Origin of the sequence: Streptomyces sp. NPDC047014 (genome assembly GCF_040644195.1) — a bacterium.
Taxonomy (GTDB): domain Bacteria; phylum Actinomycetota; class Actinomycetes; order Streptomycetales; family Streptomycetaceae; genus Streptomyces.
In genome coordinates, this window is sequence record NZ_JBEYVX010000035.1 from 26,797 (window position 1) to 45,957 (window position 19,161).

The following is a 19,161-nucleotide window of genomic DNA, read 5'->3' on the forward strand; positions in this document are numbered from 1 at the left end:
GTCTCCTTCCCTTTCCACCGCTCACGCTAGGAGCCGTCCGCCCGCCCGGACCCGACATCCGGTGCCCGCTGCGGTCGGGTGCGGCCGTCCAGCGGCCAGGCCGCCCGGACCCGGTCGCGCAGCCAGCCGTGCTCCGGGTCGGCGTCGTTGCGCGGATGCCAGGCCATGCCGACGGCCACCTCCGGCAGCTCCAGCGGTATCTCGAACGTGTGCAGCCCCAGCACCTCCCGGTGGTACGCCGCGGAGTCGGCCGGCACCAGGGCGACCAGGTCCGTCTCCCGGCACAGCAGCAGCGCCGCGGACCAGCCCGGGACCACGGCCACCACCCGCCGCCGCAGCCCGAGTGCGGCCAGCCGCTCGTCGATCGGGCCCCGGACCCGCCCCTGCCGGGACACCCCGATGTGGTCCGCCGCGGCGAAGGCCCGCGCGCTCACCGCCGTACGGGCCGCCAGCGGATGCCCGGCCCGTACGGCGGCGAGGACCCGCGTGCGGCCGAGGGCTTCCACACGGGTCTCCGGGTCGGCGTGGCCGATCACGCCGATCTCCAGGTCGAGCCGTCCCTCGCGCAGCGCGGGCGTACCCTCCAGCGCCTCGGGCATGAACCGCAGGGTGACCCCCGGCGCCTGGGCGGCGACGGCCCCGACCAGCCGCGGGGCGAGCCCGGCGAGCACCGCCTCGCCCGCCTGGACGGTGAACTCGCGCGTCAGCCGCGCCGGATCCGTGACCGGCTCGGGCAGCAGCAGGGCCCGCGCCTGGGCGACCACGGCCCGTACGCGCGGCCGCAGTTCGACCGCCCGGGGCGTCGGGACGAGGTGCCGCCCGGCGCGCACCAGCACGGGATCGCCGAGGGCGGCGCGGATCCGCCCGAGGGTACGGCTCATGGCGGGCGCGGACACGTGCAGCCGGGCCGCCGCCCCCGTGACGCTCTCCTCCTCCAGCAGCGCGTCCAGCGCCACCAGCAGATTGAGGTCCATGGACCTGCCGATCCCGTCCACGCGATGTGTCCCCCCTCACAGCCCCGCACGCCCAAGGCCCGCGCGACCGGTGTCATTTCGTCCGGCGCAATGACACCTTGCCATACCTGCACTGGAGTCAATCCGCGAGGTCCCGCAGGCTCGGGCCATGACACAGAACACGCACGACGTCCTCGCCGTCGCCAGCCAGACCGGCCCCTCCGTCGCCTTCTTCGACGCCTCCGGCTTCCGCCCGCTCGGCGTGCTGGAGGTCCCCAGCGAGCCGCACGAGCTGTGCTTCGACCCCGTACGCCGGCGGCTCTACGCCACCATCACCTACCGCTCGGGCTACTACCGCGCCAACACCGCCCGCGCCCACGAGCTCGTCGTGATCGACCCCGACCGCCGCCGGATCCTCGACATCGTCGACCTCTCGCCGGAACGCGCCCCGCACGGCATCGCCCTCGACCCCTCCGGCAGCCTGCTCTGGCTGAGCGTGGAGGCGTACGAGGCCGAGGAGGGCGCCCTGATCGCCCTCGACGCCGACTCCCTCAAGCCCGTACGCCGGGTGCCCGTCGGGGCGTTCGGGCCGCACTGGTTCGCCCTCACCCCGGACGGCACCCGTGCCTACAGCGCGAACAAGGAGGCGCCGTTCCTCTCGGTGGCCGGCACCGACGGGACGGGCCCGGCCGGGCGGATCCCCGTACCCGGCAGCGAGGGCATCGCCGTCTCGCGCGACGGGCGCTTCGTCTACGCGGCCGCCCCCAAGGGCGAGTTCGGGATGCGCGGGCCGGTGCCGGACGCCGGGGTGCGCGTCATCGACACCGCCACCGGGGCCGTCGTCCGCACGCACCGCACCGACGGCGTGGTCTTCCCCGTGCACGTCACGGCCACGGACCTGCTGCTCGCCGGTGAACTGCGCGTACAGGAGACCGGATTGCGGGCGGGCGCGCCCGCGCCGGGGCTGCTGCACGTGTACGGGGCGGACGGCGCCGAGCGCGGCCAGGTGGAGGTGGGGGCCTTCCCCCTGACGATCGCCTCCTCGCCGGACGGCCGGTACGGCTACGTCTCCGCCGTCACCTCCAGCACGGTCACCGTGGTGGACCTGCCGAAGCTGGAGGTGGTGGCGACCCTGGACGTGGAGTGCCGGGGCGAGGCGGGCGCGCACGGGCTGGCCTACATCCCGGCCCCCGGCGCCTGACGCACGGCGGCCCCCGGCGCCCACGGGGGCGCCGGGGGCCGGGCGGCTCAGACCAGGTCGAAGCGGTCCAGGTTCATCACCTTGTCCCAGGCGGAGACGAAGTCCCGGACGAACTTCTCGCCCGCGTCCTTGGCGGCGTACACCTCCGCCAGCGCGCGGAGCTGGGAGTTCGCGCCGAAGACGAGGTCCACGGCGGTCGCGGACCACTTGTACTCACCGGTGGCGCGGTCCCGGCCCTCGTACACGTTCTCCGCTGTGGCGGACGCCTTCCACTGCGTCCCCATGTCGAGCAGGTTGACGAAGAAATCATTCGTCAGCGCCTCCGGCCGGTCCGTGAGCACCCCGTGCCGGGAGCGCTCGAAGCCGGTGTCCAGGGCCCGCATACCGCCGATCAGGACGGTCATCTCGGGGGCGGTGAGCGTCAGCAGGTTGGCCCGGTCCAGCAGCAGGGTCTCCGGGGACAGCTTCTCCCCGGCCTTGAGGTAGTTGCGGAAGCCGTCCGCGCGCGGTTCGAGCACCGCGAAGGACTCCGTGTCGGTCTGCTCCTGCGAGGCGTCCGTGCGTCCCGGCGAGAAGGGGACCGTGATCTCGTGCCCGGCGTTCTTCGCCGCCTGCTCCACGGCGGCGCAGCCGCCCAGGACGATCAGGTCGGCGAGGGAGATCCGCTTGCCGCCCGCCTGGGAGCCGTTGAAGTCCTGCTGGATCCGCTCCAGGGCCGCGACCGTCTCCGACACCTCGGGCAGGTCGTTGACCTTCCAGTCCTTCTGCGGCGCCAGCCGGATCCGCGCCCCGTTGGCCCCGCCGCGCTTGTCGGTGCCGCGGAAGCTCGCCGCCGAGGCCCAGGCGGTGGTGACCAGCTGGGGGAGGGACAGCCCCGAGCCCAGGACCGTGCCCTTGAGGGCGGCCACGTCCCCGCCGCCCACCAGCTCGTGGTCGACCGCCGGGACCGGGTCCTGCCACAGCTGCGGCTCGGGGATCCAGGGGCCGAGGTAGCGCGAGAGCGGGCCCATGTCGCGGTGCAGCAGCTTGTACCAGGCACGGGCGAAGGCGTCCGCGAGCTGGTCCGGGTTCTCGTGGAAGCGGCGCGAGATCGGCCCGTAGACGGGGTCCAGCTTCATCGAGAGGTCCGTGGTGAGCATCATCGGGGCGTGCCGCCGGGACGGGTCGTGCGCGTCGGGCACGGTGTCCCGGGCCGCCGGGTCCGTGGGGGTCCACTGCTTGGCGCCCGCCGGGCTGGTCGTCAGCTCCCAGTCGTAGCGGAACAGGTTGTCCAGGTAGCCGTTGTCCCACCGGGTCGGCTCGGAGGTCCAGGCGCCCTCCAGCCCGCTGGTGAGGGCGTCCGCGCCGACACCGCTGCCGTAGGTGTTGCGCCAGCCGCAGCCCTGCTGCTCGACGGGCGCGGCCTCCGGCTCCGGGCCGATGTACGAGGGGTCGACCGCGCCGTGGCACTTGCCGAAGGTGTGGCCGCCGATGATGAGCGCGGCGGTCTCCTCGTCGTTCATCGCCATGCGGCCGAAGGTCTCGCGGATGTCGCGGGCGGCGGCGAGCGGGTCCGGATTGCTGTTCGGGCCCTCCGGGTTGACGTAGATCAGGCCCATCTGGACGGCGCCGAACGGCCCGGTGAGTTCCCGGTCGCCGCTGTAGCGCTCGTCGCCGAGCCAGGTGTCCTCCGGCCCCCAGAAGATCTCCTCCGGCTCCCAGATGTCCTCACGGCCGAAACCGAATCCGAAGGTCTTGAACCCCATGGACTCCATCGCGCAGTTGCCGGCGAAGACGAGCAGGTCCGCCCAGGAGATCTTCCGTCCGTACTTCTGCTTCACCGGCCACAGCAGCCGGCGCGCCTTGTCCAGGCTGGCGTTGTCCGGCCAGCTGTTGAGGGGCGCGAAGCGCTGGGCGCCGGAACCGCCGCCCCCGCGCCCGTCCTCGATGCGGTAGGTGCCCGCCGCGTGCCAGCTCATCCGGATGAAGAGCGGTCCGTAGTGGCCGTAGTCGGCGGGCCACCACTCCTGCGAGTCCGTCATCACCGCGAAGACGTCCCGCTTGAGCGCCTCGACGTCCAGGGTCGCGAACTCGGCGGCGTAGTCGAAGTCCTCGTCCATCGGACTGGCCTGCGGCGAGTGCTGGTGGAGGACCTGGAGGTCCAGCTGGTTCGGCCACCAGTCGCGGTTCGTCCTGGGGCGGGTCGCCGTGGGGGCCGGGGAGGGGATTGCCGGGTTCTCGCTCTCGCTGCCGGACACGTCCGTCCTTCTTCCTGTCGCGCGGTATCCGTCCGCCGGGTCCGCCCGCCCGCGACCCCGGCGCTGTATCCGGTGTCCGGGATTCCGACTCGGCGTCCAAATGGTCGCGCACGGGGGACCGCACAGCTGAGAGAACACGCAGGGGCCGCTCAGATACCGGCGACCTTGCCGCTCGCCGCCAGCTCGTACACCAGCGTGACCGTACGCCGCCCCCCGGGCGGCAGCGGCACGTCCCAGCGGACGATGCCCTCGGCGTCGACCGCGTCCGGCGCGGGCGAGCAGGCTTCCTGGCGCAGCCGCACCTCCACCGCCGACACCTCGGAGACCGGGATCCGCTCCCGTACGGAGACCACGCGCTCCTCCTGCTCCCCGGGGGCCGAGAACCGCGACAGCGACAGCTTCACCGTACGGGTGACCACCGTGCGCTGCCCGAAGCCGGACGCGTCCCGGGACTCCTCGGCCTCCCGGACCACCCGGTGGTCGTCGCGGCTGCCGAAGGCCAGCTCGACCGGGGCCCCGGGGGCGGTGAAGTCCAGCGTCCCGCGCCCGGTGAACCCGCTGCCGCGCACCAGGTCCACCGGACCGGCGAGCAGCGCGTGCCCCGAGCGGTTCTCGGCCCGGACCACCTGCGTGACCAGCGGGGACAGCTCCGGGGAGCAGGCGTACTCACTGCTCGCGGCGGTGGTGAAGGCGGACAGCGGGACCCGGTGGGCGCGCCCGTCCGAGCGTACCGACACCGGCGCGGGGGATTCCAGCACCCGCGCCTCCCCGCCGTCGTCCACCCCGGGCAGGCCCACGACCCGGGCCGCCGGGCCGAGGTCCCCGATCTCCTCCTCGCGCAGTTCGACGTCGACCGTGCGGCGCTCCGCCGCCGTGCGGTCCTTGAGCGTCAGCCGGTCCTCGCCCAGCCGCGGCGGATCGGTGGCCAGCGAGGACCGGGCCGTCGACAGGGTCAGCCGTACGCCCGACCAGTCCTCGCCGGTGCGCTGCCAGACCATGGCGTCGGTCTCCAGGGTCAGCGCGTCCCCGTCGAGCACGGCCCGGTAGGCGGGCCGCCACAGGGCGCAGGGCACGAGGTGGGTCAGGCGCAGCGAGGCCGGACCGGCGGCCGCCGCGTCCACGGTCAGCTCGATGTGGCCCACCAGCTCGGCCGGTTCCTCCTCCGACAGCGCCATGGCCCGCTCGGTGTCGCCGAGTTCCACGGCGAGATCCGCCAGCCGGGCTTCCACCAGGCGCAGTTGCTCGCCGTGCTCGTCGCGCTCCCGGTCCACCCGGTCGAGCTTGCGGGCCCAGCGCGGGCCCTCGCTCTCCCCGGAGCCGGCGCCCTCCGCGATCTCCCGGAGCAGATCGGCGGCGAGCCGCCCGAGCAGGTCGAGCCGGGCGTGCAGCCGGTCCCGCTGCTGCCCGAGGGTGACACGCTCCGCCTCCAGGGCGTGGACGCGCAGGCGCAGAGCGGAGTCGTCCTCGGCCGAGGGCACCGGCCCGCGCGGGGTCCAGCCGCGGACGATGCGTACGTCGAGCACGGTGACCGGCTGGCCGGCGGTGACCTCGGCGTGCAGGGTGCGGTCGACGGCCAGCGCGCTGACCGGGCCGAGGCGCAGGCGCCGTACGCCGGCTTCCAGCTCCAGCACCGTGCTCCGTTCGACGTGGGCGCGGTCCTCCAGGCAGGTGACGGCGGTGACGGGAAGGGCGATCGGCTTCGGGGCCGTGGACATGGTGTGTCAGCTCCTGCGGTTGCCGCCGACCAGGGCCTTGCCGGCCGGTATGCGGATTTCGTAGCGGCCGTCGAGGGCGGTGGTGCCGCCGGCGGGCAGCTCCACCCGCCAGACGCGGATGCCCGGGGCGTGGTGCTCCGGGCCGGTGCCGGGCTCGGGTGCCGTCCAGTCGGCGCGCTCCTCGATCCGGACGTCCGCCTCGGTGGTGACGGGGACCCGCTCGCGGACCTCGACGGTGACGGGCCGCGCGAGCCGGTTGGCCAGCTCCACGTGGACGCGGTGATCGAGCACGGTGATGTTGTTGCGCAGGCCCGCGGTGGACTCCAGCAGGTTCGCCCGCCGGGTGACCCGGACGCCCTCCGCCGGGCCGAGCCCCACCCGGCTGACCCCGCCGGGGGCGAGCGTGGGCAGAGCCGCGGTCAGCAGGTACTCGTCGTCGACGGTGACCTCCACCGGGCCCGCCAGCAGCGCCTGGCCGGTGGCGTTGGACAGCACGAGCGTCGCGTACACGGTCTGCTCCACGGACGGCACGCACAGGTACTCGGTGCGCAGGCCGACCGGGATCTCGGCGACGGTGACGGTGTGCCAGGTGCCGTCCGAGGGGATGTCGGCGCGGGCGGCCGCGTCGAAGCGGTGGTCGAAGGAACCGGCCGACTCGCGCGGCCGCACGGCGTACCCGGGCAGCGCCAGCGAGCCCACCGCTTCGGCGCGGCGGCGCTGCGCCACCGCGACCGGGTCGGCGGGCGCGCCGGGGAACAGCCGGCCGCGGCGGGCGGCGGACTCGTCCGGGCCGGCCAGCACCAGCGCGGCGTAGTCCAGTTCGGCACCGCTCGGCTGCGGCGGGCCGGGAACCGGGGCGGGCCGCGGCGCGGCGGCGGGAGCGCCGGACCGGGCCCGCGCGACCGGGGCACCGGGGGCGGCGAAGATCCCGCCGCCCGCGCCACCGGCCGGGCGGCCCGGCATGGCCGACAGCATCGGCTGGCCCGGATCGGGCAGGGCGCCCCCGCCGAAGGCGTCGGGATGCGGCCCGCCGGGAGCCGCCGGGGCGGGCGCAGCCCCGTACGCCTGGGGCGCGGGAGCCGGTACGGGAACGGGCGCGGGCGGCGGGAGCGGTACGGCCGCGGTGGCGGCGGGCATGGCCGGGGCGGTGGCCGGGATACGGCGCGGGCCGGCCGCCTGGTAGCCGGTGAACAGGTCGGCGAGCCCCGCCGGGGGCTCGCGCCAGCCGGGCGGCGTCGGCTCGTGCTGGCGGCGTCCCACGCGGATCGACCGCAGCCGGGGCAGATCGGTACGGCGGTTCAGGTCGGCGGTGGCCAGGGCGACGCGTACGCCGGTCCAGTCCTCGCCGGTGCGCTGGGCCACGGAGGCGCGCAGCACCAGCTGCCCCGTACCGTCGCCCTGGCGGTGCGTCAGCCGGTACGTGGGCACCCAGACGGCACCCGGAACCCCGTACTCCAGCTCCAGTTCCACTTCCGCCCCGGCGGCGGCGCCAGTGACGTCGAGGTTCAGCACCGCGCAGACGGAGGTCTCCACATGTGCCTCCGGCGCGTCCGTGGAGGCGCGGGCCAGGCGGTCGGAGGCGACGCCGAGCGCGTGCTCCGCGAGGCGGACCGCCTCCTCCAGCTCGGTGAGGCGCGCGTGCAGCCCCGTCAGCCGCTCCTCCACGAAGTCCCCGAGCGCCAGCCACGCGTCGACGGGCGTACGCCGGTGCGGGTCCTCGGGCCGGGCGGCCGGCGGGACCGGGCGCAGGCCCGTGACCTCCGCGATCAGACCCCGCTGCCGGTCCCGGCGGGCCCGGGCCGCCGCGCAGGCGTCCCGCAGCCGCTCCACCTCGTCCCGCAGCCCCTCGGGGGCCTCCGCCGACACGGGCCCGGCCTCGACCTCCACCCGGGCCTCGGTGACGCGGATCCCGGAACCGTCCGGCACGGCCGCCCGCAGCGAGGCCGGGTCCAGCGAACGCGGCAGACCCGTCACCCGAACCCGGCCGTCCGGCGGGACCACGCCCCGGACCAGGCGGCGGCAGAGCGCGCCCTGCGCGTACACCACGACCGAATCGAGGGTCGAAGCCCACCGCTGCGCCGTACCCACCGTCATATGCCCCGCCCCCGTCGCGTCCGTGCTGAGCGAAGCCTACGCTCCGCAGGTCCGGGCCGGTGCGTCACGTCCGGGCCACGGCCTCCAGCGGGCTCAGGGCGGCCGCCCGGCGGGCCGGAACGGCCGCCGCGAGGGCCCCGGTCAGCAGGGACAGCGCGGTGACGAGCAGCAGCGTTCCCCAGGGCAGCACCAACGCGTACTGCGGCAGCGCCCCGTTGGCGAGGGCGCCGACCGCCCACGCGGCGAACAGGCCGCCCGCCAGGCCCAGAAGGGTGCCGAAGGCGGCCACGGCCACCGCTTCCAGGCGGATCGTCCGGCGGATCCCCGCCCGGTCCATCCCGATGGCGCGCAGCACACCGATCTCGCGGGTACGCTCCGCGACCGACATGGCCAGGGTGTTGACGATGCCGAGGGCGGAGATCACGGCGCCGATGGCGAGCAGTCCGTACATCAGGGTCAGCAGGCCGGCCAGGGAGCCGGCCGCCTCCGCGACGATCTGCCCGCGGTCCCGCACCCGTACCAGAGGGCTGTCGCCGACGGCGGCGCGCAGCCGGGCGGCCGTGGCCTCGGAGACCGCGCCGGGCTCGGTGCGGACGAGGATCCGCTGCACGGAGCCGGGCCGGAAGGCGTCCTCCCGTACCTCGGCCCGCGCGCCCAGCAGGTCACCGGCGGCCGGGTTGTCCGCGTACACGCCCACGACCGAGTAGGGCCTCGGCTGCTGGGCGCGGCCGATCCGGGCCTCGAAGCGGCTGCCCACCTCCAGGTGCTGCTCGCGGGCGAGGCTCCGCGAGACGGCGATCCGGCCGGGCCCGAGGTCCTTCGCGGAGCCGGCGGCGAAGTCCAGCCGCAGGACGGAGTCCACGGTGGCCGGATCGACGCCCGCGATCGCCCGGACCCCGCCGCCGGTACGGAAGAGCACGGAGTCGGTCACGGCCACCGCGGTCCGCACCCCGGGCACGGCGGCCACGCGCTGCTCGGAGGCCGGGTCCACGGAGGTGGTGGGGGTGCTGCTGCCGATCACGTAGTCGGCGCCGAGCCCGGCCGCCGCCTGCCGGTCCAGGGCCTGCCCGCCGGAGTGGCCGATGACGGCGAGCCCCGACACCAGGGCCGTACTGATCATCAGCGCGGAGGCGGTGGCGGCGGTGCGCCGGGGGTCCCGCAGGGCGTTCTCCCGCGCGAGCCGGCCGGCGATCCCGAAGCGGTCGGTCAGCCGGGCACCGAGCCGGATCACGGGCGCGGCCAGCAGCGGCGCCAGCACGATCAGCGCCACCAGGAGCAGGGCACACCCCGACAGGGCGCTGCGCAGGTTGGCCTCGGAGGCGTCCTCCGCCCCCGTCAGCGACACCAGCAGCCCGCCTCCGGGCACCAGCAGGAGCAGCCCCGCCACGGCCCGGACCCGGGAGGCGGTCGCGCCCGGCGGCTGCTCGGCGGCCCGCAGCGCCTCGATCGGCGCCACCTTCGCGGCCCTGCGGGAGGGCAGCCACGCGGAGAGCACCGTCACGCCGACCCCCACGAACAGCGCCGCCACGACGGGGAACGGGCCGATCACCAGCGGCCCGCGCGGCAGCACGTCCTGAGAGGTGCTCAGCAGACCGGGCAGGACGGCGGCGATCCCGAGGCCGAGCAGGAAGCCCGCCCCCGACGCGGCGAGGCCGACGAGCACCGCCTCCCACAGGACGGACCGCACCACCTGGCGGCGGGTGGCCCCGATGGCCCGCAGCAGCGCGATCTCCCGGGTCCGCCGCGAGACGAGCATGGTGAAGGTGTTGACGATGAGGAAGGAGCCGATGAAGAGCGAGACCCCGGCGAAGACCATCGGGAGCTTCTGGTGGCCCCGGGTCAGCGTGTCCAGGTACGTGGCCTGCTGCGCGGCCTGGGCGGCGCCGCTGATGGTCTCCGCCCGGCCGGCCGGCAGGGCGGCGGTGACCCGCTCGGACAGCCGGTGCGGGTCGGTGCCGGGCGCGGCCGCGAGGTCGACGGAGGTGTACTGCCCGGCGGAGGCGAAGAGCTGCTGGGCGGTGGCCGCGTCGAACACGGTGAGGGTGCCGCCCGAGGTCACCCGGGTGTCCCGGGTGGAGACGATGCCGACGAGCCGTTTGCGCAGGACCGGCCCGTCGGTGGCCAGGGTGACGGTGTCCCCGATCCGGTATCCGCCGGCGGCGGCGGTGCCGCGGTCCACGGCCAGTTCCTCGCCGCCGCGGGGGGCGCGCCCCTCGACCACCGGATGCCTGGGATCCGTACCGTCCGGGCCCGGCAGATGGGCGGTGGCCAGGTTCGCCCATGCCTTCCCGGCCCGCAGCGGAGCGCCGTCGGCCGCGTTGAGGGTGGCCGAGCCGTCGACGGAGGGGCGTACGGAGGCCACACCGGGGATCCCGGCGAGCGTGCGCACCAGGGCGTCGTCGAGCACCCCCGGGGCCTCGTCCGGCGCGGCGCCGGGCGGGGCGGGCTTCGGGGTGACGGTGAGGGCGATCCCGGCGAAGTCCTTGGAGGCGGCGGCACGGTAGGCCGCGGCGGAGGACTCCGCGAAGACGAGGGTGCCGCAGACGAAGGCGACACCCAGGCAGACGGCGAGGACGGTCATGGCCAGACGGGCCTTGTACGCCAGCACGTTGCGCAGGGCTGTTCTCAGCATGGAGGGGCTTTCGGGTACGGGGATCGGGGGATCGGTGGATCGGGGGACTGCTCGGGGGATCGCTCGGGCGGGGTGTGCGGAGCCGGGATCAGCGGGCGCGGGTGTCGAGGGACTTCATCCGGTCCAGCACCCGGTCCGGGGTGGGGCGGACCAGCTCGTCCACCAGCCGGCCGTCGGAGAGGAAGACGACCCGGTCCGCGTAGCCGGCGGCGACCGGGTCGTGGGTCACCATCACCACGGTCTGGCCGAGTTCGCGCACCGAGTCGCGCAGGAAGCCCAGGATCTCGGCCCCGGCGCGCGAGTCGAGGTTCCCGGTGGGCTCGTCCCCGAAGACGATCGCGGGCCGCGAGACCAGGGCGCGGGCCACGGCCACGCGCTGCTGCTGCCCGCCGGAGAGCTGGCCGGGCCGGTGGCCGAGGCGCTGGGACAGCCCGGCCATGGCGACCACGCGCTCCAGCCACCGCGGGTCGGGGCGGCGGCCGGCGATGGCCAGGGGGAGGGTGATGTTCTCCAGGGCCGTCAGGGTCGGCAGCAGGTTGAACGCCTGGAAGATGAAGCCGATCCGGTCCCGGCGCAGCTCGGTGAGCTGCCGGTCGTTCAGGCCGCCCAGTTCGGTGGTGCCGATGCGGACGGAACCGGAGTCGGCGGAGTCCAGCCCGGCGGCGCAGTGCATGAGGGTGGACTTGCCGCAGCCGGAGGGGCCCATGATGGCGGTGAACTCGCCCTCCCGGAAGGCGATGCTGACCCGGTCCAGGGCCACGACACGGGTGTCGCCGCTGCCGTAGGACTTGGTCAGGCCGGTGGTGGAGGCGGCGGCCGGGGCCGTGGTCACGGCGGGCGCGGGGTGCGGCGCGGGAGTGTCGAAGGGTGCGGCGGTCACGGGCGGGGACTCCTCTTCGGGGTGCGGGTCGGTGCACTTCGAAGGGTGTCCGGGCTGTGTATCGGTGCCTGGACCGGCGTGTATCGGTCCGCGCGCCGGTGTGCGGCGGTTGTGTACGAGCCGGCTCGCCCCCGGGGGTCAGGAGGGCAGGCGCAGGGTGGCGACGGCGCCGCCGTCCGGGGCGTTGGCCAGGACCAGTTCCGCGCCGAGCAGCCGGGCCTGGCCCAGGGCGATGGTCAGCCCCAGGCCGTGGCCGGAGCCGCGCTCCGCCGCGCCCGTGTGGAAGCGGCGCGGCCCCTCGCGCAGCAGGTCCGGGGGAAAGCCGGGGCCGTGGTCGCGTACGACGACGGTCCGGCCCGCGACGGTCACCTCCACCGGAGCCCGGCCGTGCCGGTGGGCGTTGGTGACGAGATTGCCGACGATGCGTTCGAGGCGGCGCGGATCGGTCTCCACCGGCCCTTCCGGCGCCTCCCCGGCCATGACCGCCGTAGCGAATCCGGTGCGCGCCACGGCCTCCCGGACCACCTCGCCCAGCGGCACCCGTGCCCGTACGGCCTGCTCGGCGCCCGCGTCCAGGCGGGAGATCTCCAGCAGGTCCTCGACGAGCCCGCGCAGGTCCCGTACCCGGGCCCGGAGCAGGTCCTCGGTCTCGCCGGGCGGCAGCAGATCGGTGGCGGCGAGCAGCCCGCCGACGGGCGTGCGCAGCTCGTGCGCCACGTCCGCGGTGAACCGGCGCTCGGTGCGCAGCCGCCGGGCGAGGCTGTCCGCCATGAGGTCGACGGTGGTGGCGATGCCCGCCACCTCGTCGTGGCCCCGGACCGGCCCGGTCCGCGCGTCGAGATCGCCGCCGGCGATCCGGACGGCGGTCTCGGATACCCGGCGCAGCCGGCGCCCGAGCAGCCCCGCCCCGTAGACCGCGAGGGGTACGGCCGCCGCCAGGGCGGCCAGCGAGGCCACCGCCATGCTCATGTCCAGCCGGCGCAGCCCGTACAGCTCCGAGCTCATGTTGACCCGGACGGCCAGCACCGGGCTGCCGGGCCCGCCGACCCGCTGGGCGCCCCAGACGCTCGGCCCGACGTTGTTCTCGACGTGCGCGTCGTCGGCCGTGTGCCGCGCGCCGTCCGCCGGCCGGCGCAGGGCCGCGGGCAGGCCCTCGGGGTCGAGCTCGGCGCCGTCCGCGAGGGTTCCCGTACGCCGGTAGGTCTCCATGGCCGCGTACACGCCGTTGAAGGCCCGCGCCCGGGCCCGGTCGCGGATGTCGTGCGCGGTCCACAGGTGTACGAGGACGCCGACGGCTACGGCGACCAGGCAGGCGGTGGCGGCGGCCAGCGCGGCGATCTTCCAGCGGAGGGAGGCGCCGGGGCGGGGGAGGGAGGCGCCGGGCCGGCGGAGGGCGGGCACCGCGCTCAGCGCCTGAACTTGTAGCCGAAGCCGCGGACCGTCTCGATCCGGTCGCGGCCCAGCTTCCGGCGCAGCCGCTGCACGCACAGGTCGACCACCCGGCTGTCGCCGTCCCAGCCGTAGTCCCAGACATCGCGCAGCAGGGTGTGCCGCTCCAGGACGACCCCGGGGTCGGCGGCGAACCGCAGCAGCAGCTTGAGCTCGGTCGGGGTCAGCGCCACCGGGGCCCCGGCGAGGGTGACCTCCAGGCCGCCGGTGTCGAGGGTCAGGTCCCCGAAGACGAGCAGGCCGGGGCCGGGGCCGCCGTCGGAGGGCGGGCCGGGCCGTTCCCCGGCCGCCGGGGCGGTGGGCGCGTAGGTGGCCCGGCGCAGCAGGGAGCGGATGCGGGCGACGAGTACGAAGGTGTCCACGGGCTTGACCACGTAGTCGTCGGCGCCCGCCTCCAGGCCGGCGACGACATCGAGCCCGTCGCCGCGCGCGGACATCATCAGGACCGGTACGAGGCTGCTCTCGCGGACCCGTCGGCACAGGCCGATACCGTCCAGGCCGGGCAGCATCACGTCCAGGATCAGCAAGTCGAACTCCTCCTCCCGGAAGAGCTCCAGCCCGGTGAGTCCGTCGGCCGCCGCCCGCACGGTGTAGCCGTAGCGCTCCAGGGCGACGGCGAAGGACCGGCGCATCAGCTCGTCGTCCTCGACCAGCAGCACGCGAACGGGGGAGGACACGGGGACGGACTCCTGCTTCGGGCGGGCCGGGGCGGCCGGCGATTCGGAGGGAACGATACGGCAGGGTACGGGCGTGGCGGGGCGGGCTGTGGAGGTGCTCCCAGGCCCGATCCGGTGGGAAACGTGCAGGTCAGGGGCCTTGCGCGGGTGCGTCGGCGTACTCGCTTCGACGGGAGATCGAGCCCTCGCTGATACGCGACAGATACGGAGCAAGCCGGCTTTCAAGTGAACGGGCATTCGATTGCGGGCGCCCTTGCGACCTGCGGATGCCGACAGGAGGGCCCGTCTGGAGAGAACATGGTCGGGTGCGAAGGGTTCCGGGCAGCCGAGAGCAGGAGGTGGGCCGGCGTGCGCTCCGCGAGGCGCTGGTCGCCGCCGGTGCCGAGGCCGGAGCGACCGTGGCCATGCTCTACCTGCCCGACCCCGACCCCACCCGCCGCGTCCTGCACCTGACGCTGGTCACCGGGCTGTCCCGCGAGTTCGCGGCGCCCTGGTCCCGGGTCGGCCTGGAGGATCCGCTCCCCGTCGCCGACGCCGTCCGCGAGAGCCGGCTGGTCTGGCTCGCCGGCCAGGAGGCCATCGCCCGCCGCTATCCGCGCCTCGGGCTCGTCCTCCCGTACGACTTCGCCCTCGCCTCCGCCCCGCTCAGCGCGGACGGCGCCGCCCCGACCGGAGCCGGGCTGGTGTTCCTGTGGCCCGGCGCCCACGAGCCCGAGCTGCGCGCTCCCCAGCGGCAGGCCCTCGAAGCGGCCCGTACCCGCCTGGCGCGGGTCCTGCTGCGCGCGGCCGGCGAGGGGAACCCGATCCTGCCGGCCGACCGCCCCGTGATGGTCCGCCCCCTGCCGCCGCCCACCCCGGGCCCGGCGGAGGCGGGGGCCGCGATGGCCTTCGTACGACGGCTCCCCGGGGCCAGCTGCTCGCTCGACCTCAACGGGATCATCACCTTCATCACCCCGGAGGCCGCCGATCTGCTCGGTACGCCCGTGGCCGAGCTGATCGGCTGCCTGCCGTGGGAGGCGCTGCCCTGGATGGACACCCCCACCATCGAGAACCACTACCGCGCCGCCGTCATGAGCAGGCTGCCGCGCAGCTTCACCACTCCGCGCCCCACCGGCGAGCTGGTGCGTTTCGACCTGTACCCCGACAACTCCGGCATCAGTGTCCGCATCACCGCGGGCGCCGACCAGCCCGCCTCCCCGGCCGCCTTCCCGCCGGGCGCCCCCGAGGAGGCCGCGCCCAGCCGCGCCACCGCCCTCTACCCGCTGATGCTGCTCGCCGCCACCCTCACCGAGGCGGCCCACGCGCGGGACGTCGTGGAGAAGTCCGCCGACCAGATCGTGCCCTCGCTCGGGGCCCACGCCATGGCCCTGCTGGCCCCGGAGGACGGCCGGCTGCGGATCGTCGGCCACCGCGGCTACTCCGCCGCGCACATGGCGGACCTCGACGGCACGCCCGTCACGGCCGACAGCGTCGCCACCCACATCATGCGGACCGCGGCTCCCCTGTTCTACGGCGACCGGGACGAGTTCCTGACGGCTCACCCTGAGGCGGTGATCGAGGGCGGCATGGAGGCGTGGGCCTTCCTGCCCCTCATCGCCTCCAAGCGCACGGTCGGCCTGCTCATCCTGGCGTATTCGCACCCCCACACCTTCGCCCCCGGTGAACGCGCCGTGCTGACCTCCATCGCCGGGCTCATCGCCCAGGCCCTGGACCGCGCCCGGCTCTACGACTCCACCCACCAGCTCGCGCACAGCCTCCAGACCGGGCTGCTGCCGCGCGAGCTGCCCCGCGTCCCCCGCCTGGACGTGGCCGCGCGCTACCTGCCCGCCGCCCACGGCCTGGACATCGGCGGGGACTTCTACGACCTCATCCGCATCGACGACACCAACGTCGCGGCCGCCATCGGCGATGTCCAAGGCCACAACGTGAACGCCGCCGCCCTCATGGGCCAGGTCCGCACGGCCGTGCACGCCAGCGCCGGAGCGCCCCCGGCCGAGGTGCTGGCCCGTACGAACCGGCTCGTCACCGACCTCGAACCCGGCCTGTTCACCAGCTGCCTCTACGTCCATGTCGACCTGGCCGCGCACACCGCCCGGCTCGCCACGGCCGGACACCCGCCGCCCCTGCTGCGCCATGCCCGCGGTACGACGGAGCTGCTGCGGCCGCCGCCCGGACTGCTCCTCGGCATCGACCCCGAGGCCGCCTACACCGCCGTGGAGGTCCCCTTCGGCCCGGGTGATCTGCTGGCCCTCTACACGGACGGCCTGGTGGAGGCGCCCGGCCGGGACATCGAGGAGGCCATCGGCGCCGTCGCCGCCTGCCTCACCGCCTCCCCGGCCGGACGGCCGCTGGGGGAACTGGCCGACGCGCTCGTGGAACACGCCCCGCGCGGTGCGCCCCGTACGGACGACATCGCGCTGCTGCTCCTGCGTATGGAGAGGTGAGCGGAGCGGGGTGCGGGCGCGGTCCGGGCTGCCGGACCGCGCCCGATGCTGTACCTCCTACCGGCCGCGCTCCGGGGACAGCGTCGGTGAGGCGTCGCGCTGGTGCGGGACCGCCACGCCCGTGGACAGCGGGCTCCTGAGCTCGCCCTGGTGGAGTTCGACCGTGCGGGTCGGCGCGGGGATGGAGATGCCCTCGGCGCGGAACCGCTCGTGCAGGCGCTTGATGAACTCGTGCTTGATCCGGTACTGGTCGCTGAACTCGCCGACGCCCAGGATCACCGTGAAGTTGATGCGGGAGTCCGCGAAGGTGTGGAAGCGGACGGCGGCCTCATGCTCGGGGAGGGCGCCGTTCACCTCGGCCATCACCCCGTCGACGACCTCCAGGGTCACCCGTTCCACATGCTCCAGGTCGCTCTCGTAGCCCACGCCCACCTGGACCAGGATCGACAACTGGGCTTCCGGCTGGGAGAAGTTGGTCATATTGGTCTTGGCGAGGCGGCCGTTGGGGATGATGACCAAGTTGTTCGACAGGTTGCGCACCACCGTGTTGCGCCAGTTGATGTCGACGACATAGCCCTCCTCGCCGCTGCTGAGCCGGATGTAGTCGCCCGGCTGCACGGTCTTCGAGGCGAGGATGTGCACGCCCGCGAAGAGGTTGGCGAGGGTGTCCTGGAGCGCCAGGGCCACGGCCAGACCGCCGACCCCGAGTGCGGTGACCAGCGGGGCGATGGACACGCCCATGGTCTCCAGGGCCACGAGGAAGCCCATCACGAGGACCACGATCCGCGTGATGTTGACGAAGATGGTGGCCGAGCCGGCCACCCCGGTGCGCGCCGCCGCCAGGGACTGGACCAGGCCCGCGATGACCCGTGCCGCGCTGAGCGTGGCGATGAGGACCAGCAGGGCGGTCAGGGACTGGTTGACGAGCCCGGAGACGCGGGTGGTGAGCGGGAGCGCGGCGGCGGCCACCGCGGCGCCGGCGATGAGGGCCGCCCCCGGCGCGATGGTGCGCAGGGAGTCGACGATGATGTCGTCCCCGCGCCAGCGGGTCCGTTCGGCGTGCCGGGCCAGCCAGCGCAGCAGGGCGCGCAGTACCAGGCCCGCGAAGGCGCCCGCGGCGAGGGCGATACCGGCGACGAGCCAGTCGTGCAGGACGAGGTCCCGGCTCAACGGACGCCCTCCGCTTCGCGGTGCCGGCGCGGGGAAGCGGTGACGGCCGCGGCCGGCCGTCGTATGAGGGGTGTGGTCACCTTGTCACCTGTCAGTTCGTCGTGCGGGAAGCCTCGTTCGGGCGCGGATACGCATTCCGGAACGGGCTGCCATCCTGCCCCATGACGGTGCGTCGGGCCGCAGGCGGGCCGGTTCGCAGGCCCGCCGCGGCCGGTTCCGCATGCCCGCCGCCGGGCCGGCGGCGGGCGTCGTCCGCAGGGGTCGTCGGGGGTCGGTTCGGCCTCAGCGCCGGGCGGCGGCGTGTTCCAGGACGGCCCGGACCTCCGCCGCGATCGCGCTCTCGTTGCGCTCGAACTCGGGCCCGGTGAGCTGCTGGGGGTCGGCCGGCAGACCGGTCAGGACGGGCGTGTGCAGATGGCCACCGGGGAGCTGCGGCGCCAGCTCGCCCCGCAGCCGGTTGGAGCGGTAGGCGACCTCGTTGGACAGGTAGCCGCCCCCGCCTCCCTCCACCGCGCGCGAGCCGGGCGTGGGGCCGTTCGCGCGGTCCACGGGCGCGGTGGCGCCGGCCGGGATCTCCACCACCTCGGTGTTGAGGAACACCGGGTACGGGCTCTGCACGGCGTCGGTCACCGCCTTCGCGGGCAGCGTGGTCGGGATGAACTCCGGCCCCGGACCGAGACCGGGCGCGGTCACCGGCCGCTCGCGCGTGCCCCCGGAGAGCGCCTGCCGGTTGTCGGGGTAGGGATCGGCCGAGCGGGCCCGCCCGGCCCACGCCTCCAGGGTGAAGATCCCGGGGTAGCCCTGGCTGACCGTCGTGATGAGGTGCGCCTGCGCGGGACCGGCCGCCAGGTGCGGGGCGAAGGCGCGCTCGACCATCCCGGCGTCGAAGTCGGCGTAGCGGACGGGGAGTACGACGGCCCGGATCTCGGCGGTCGTCCCGTCGGCGAGGGTCACGCGGCGGCCGTTGAGCTGGAGCGCGGCCGAGCCGGAGGGGTTGGCGCGGCGTATCTCGGCGTCGAGCCCGAAGGGGTCGAAGCCGCTGATGAACACGCGCCGTACGCCGGGCGCGGTCCGGAAGGCGTTGTTCGTCAGGCCGCGCGAGGCGTCCTCGAAGCGGGCCCGCAGCGCGGCCCGGTCGACGGCGAAGTCCGGCTGCCAGCGGGCGATCGCGGCGGTCATGGCGAGCCGCGCCCAGTACAGCGGCCGGTCGTCACCGGGGGCCAGGTCGCCGCCGGGGCGCTGGCCCTGGGCGCGCCGTACGGAAGCCTGCCACAGCGATTCGCCCCAGGAGTCGGCCAGTTGGCGGGCCTCGGCGGTGCTGCGGGCCGTGCACAGCCCGGCGGGGAAGCGCCGTACGAAGTCCCCGAGGCCGCCGCGCTCGACGAGGGCGGTGGTACGCGCGTCCGCGAGCCGCGCCTGTTCGGCGTCGAGGGGTGCGGAGGGCGACGTACGGCATCCGGCGGGGGCGTCGGCGGCGGGGGATGCCGGGTACGCGTACGCGGGGGAGGCGGCGACGGGCGGGAGGACAAGGGCGAGGAGGGCGGCGGCCGATACCGCGCGCCGTAAGAGCATCATGCGGCGTGACACTACTCAGCGTTTCCCGGCCCTCACCAGACGCTCCGGCCCCGCGCGCTCGCTTCTGTCTCAACTCCATTGCCGCGGAGGCTGACAAACGTCATGCCTGTCTCATGAGACAGATCCTCCTGAGG

The 19,161-nt window shown here is 75.1% G+C and carries 12 protein-coding genes; 2 read left to right on the top strand and 10 right to left on the bottom strand.

Annotation, left to right across the window (positions count from 1 at the left end; translation table 11 throughout):
• Positions 1 to 26: 26 nt before the first annotated feature.
• Positions 27 to 974 (bottom strand): LysR family transcriptional regulator, encoded by a 948-nt coding sequence (locus tag ABZ873_RS19965; RefSeq protein ID WP_360873489.1) that lies wholly within the window; start codon positions 972 to 974, stop codon positions 27 to 29.
• A gap of 148 nt (positions 975 to 1,122) precedes the next feature.
• Between ABZ873_RS19965 and ABZ873_RS19970 the strand changes: the two genes are divergently transcribed.
• Positions 1,123 to 2,154 carry a YncE family protein gene (locus ABZ873_RS19970; RefSeq protein ID WP_360873491.1) on the top strand — a complete coding sequence of 344 codons (1,032 nt, stop codon included), beginning with the start codon at positions 1,123 to 1,125 and terminating at the stop codon, positions 2,152 to 2,154.
• A 47-nt stretch (positions 2,155 to 2,201) separates the two neighbouring features.
• Here ABZ873_RS19970 and katG read toward each other — a convergent pair whose 3' ends face one another.
• The 7 genes from katG to cseB all read right to left on the bottom strand — a co-directional run bounded on the left by katG (position 2,202) and on the right by cseB (position 13,838).
• Positions 2,202 to 4,391: a catalase/peroxidase HPI gene (katG, locus tag ABZ873_RS19975; RefSeq protein WP_360873494.1), complete on the bottom strand. Its 2,190-nt coding sequence runs from the start codon at positions 4,389 to 4,391 to the stop codon at positions 2,202 to 2,204.
• Between the two features lie 149 nt (positions 4,392 to 4,540).
• Positions 4,541 to 6,106, bottom strand: a complete 1,566-nt coding sequence (locus ABZ873_RS19980; protein ID WP_360873497.1) for a mucoidy inhibitor MuiA family protein — start codon at positions 6,104 to 6,106, stop codon at positions 4,541 to 4,543.
• Positions 6,107 to 6,112: 6 nt separating this feature from the next.
• The gene (locus ABZ873_RS19985) at positions 6,113 to 8,200 is read right to left on the bottom strand and encodes a DUF4139 domain-containing protein (protein ID WP_360873500.1); all 2,088 of its coding nucleotides are present in this window, start codon (positions 8,198 to 8,200) and stop codon (positions 6,113 to 6,115) included.
• Between the two features lie 64 nt (positions 8,201 to 8,264).
• Entirely contained in the window at positions 8,265 to 10,832 is a 2,568-nt protein-coding gene (locus ABZ873_RS19990) for an FtsX-like permease family protein (protein ID WP_360873503.1), read from the bottom strand.
• An 88-nt stretch (positions 10,833 to 10,920) separates the two neighbouring features.
• Positions 10,921 to 11,664 carry an ABC transporter ATP-binding protein gene (locus ABZ873_RS19995; protein WP_360873581.1) on the bottom strand — a complete coding sequence of 248 codons (744 nt, stop codon included), beginning with the start codon at positions 11,662 to 11,664 and terminating at the stop codon, positions 10,921 to 10,923.
• 186 nt (positions 11,665 to 11,850) lie between these two features.
• Complete coding sequence (locus ABZ873_RS20000) at positions 11,851 to 13,113, bottom strand: HAMP domain-containing sensor histidine kinase (protein ID WP_360873506.1); 1,263 nt, start codon at positions 13,111 to 13,113, stop codon at positions 11,851 to 11,853.
• 5 nt (positions 13,114 to 13,118) lie between these two features.
• A complete protein-coding gene (gene cseB, locus ABZ873_RS20005; protein ID WP_360873508.1) occupies positions 13,119 to 13,838 on the bottom strand; it encodes a two-component system response regulator CseB in 720 nt (239 codons plus the stop codon).
• Positions 13,839 to 14,143: 305 nt separating this feature from the next.
• On the opposite strand from cseB, the gene ABZ873_RS20010 reads away from it, so the two are divergent.
• Complete coding sequence (locus tag ABZ873_RS20010; RefSeq protein WP_360873511.1) at positions 14,144 to 16,282, top strand: SpoIIE family protein phosphatase; 2,139 nt, start codon at positions 14,144 to 14,146, stop codon at positions 16,280 to 16,282.
• A gap of 57 nt (positions 16,283 to 16,339) precedes the next feature.
• Here ABZ873_RS20010 and ABZ873_RS20015 read toward each other — a convergent pair whose 3' ends face one another.
• The gene (locus tag ABZ873_RS20015; RefSeq protein ID WP_360873513.1) at positions 16,340 to 17,452 is read right to left on the bottom strand and encodes a mechanosensitive ion channel family protein; all 1,113 of its coding nucleotides are present in this window, start codon (positions 17,450 to 17,452) and stop codon (positions 16,340 to 16,342) included.
• A 282-nt stretch (positions 17,453 to 17,734) separates the two neighbouring features.
• Positions 17,735 to 19,027 carry a pyroglutamyl peptidase gene (locus ABZ873_RS20020; RefSeq protein ID WP_360873516.1) on the bottom strand — a complete coding sequence of 431 codons (1,293 nt, stop codon included), beginning with the start codon at positions 19,025 to 19,027 and terminating at the stop codon, positions 17,735 to 17,737.
• Positions 19,028 to 19,161 lie beyond the last annotated feature (134 nt).

Bases quoted from the DNA above. Each gene is read 5' to 3' on its own strand.
- ABZ873_RS19980 (WP_360873497.1), bottom strand. From the start codon at position 6,106: ATGTCCACGGCCCCGAAGCCGATCGCCCTTCCCGTCACCGCCGTCACC.
- ABZ873_RS20020 (WP_360873516.1), bottom strand. From the start codon at position 19,027: ATGATGCTCTTACGGCGCGCGGTATCGGCCGCCGCCCTCCTCGCCCTT.
- ABZ873_RS19985 (WP_360873500.1), bottom strand. From the start codon at position 8,200: ATGACGGTGGGTACGGCGCAGCGGTGGGCTTCGACCCTCGATTCGGTC.
- ABZ873_RS19990 (WP_360873503.1), bottom strand. From the start codon at position 10,832: ATGCTGAGAACAGCCCTGCGCAACGTGCTGGCGTACAAGGCCCGTCTG.
- ABZ873_RS19965 (WP_360873489.1), bottom strand. From the start codon at position 974: ATGGACCTCAATCTGCTGGTGGCGCTGGACGCGCTGCTGGAGGAGGAG.
- ABZ873_RS19970 (WP_360873491.1), top strand. From the start codon at position 1,123: ATGACACAGAACACGCACGACGTCCTCGCCGTCGCCAGCCAGACCGGC.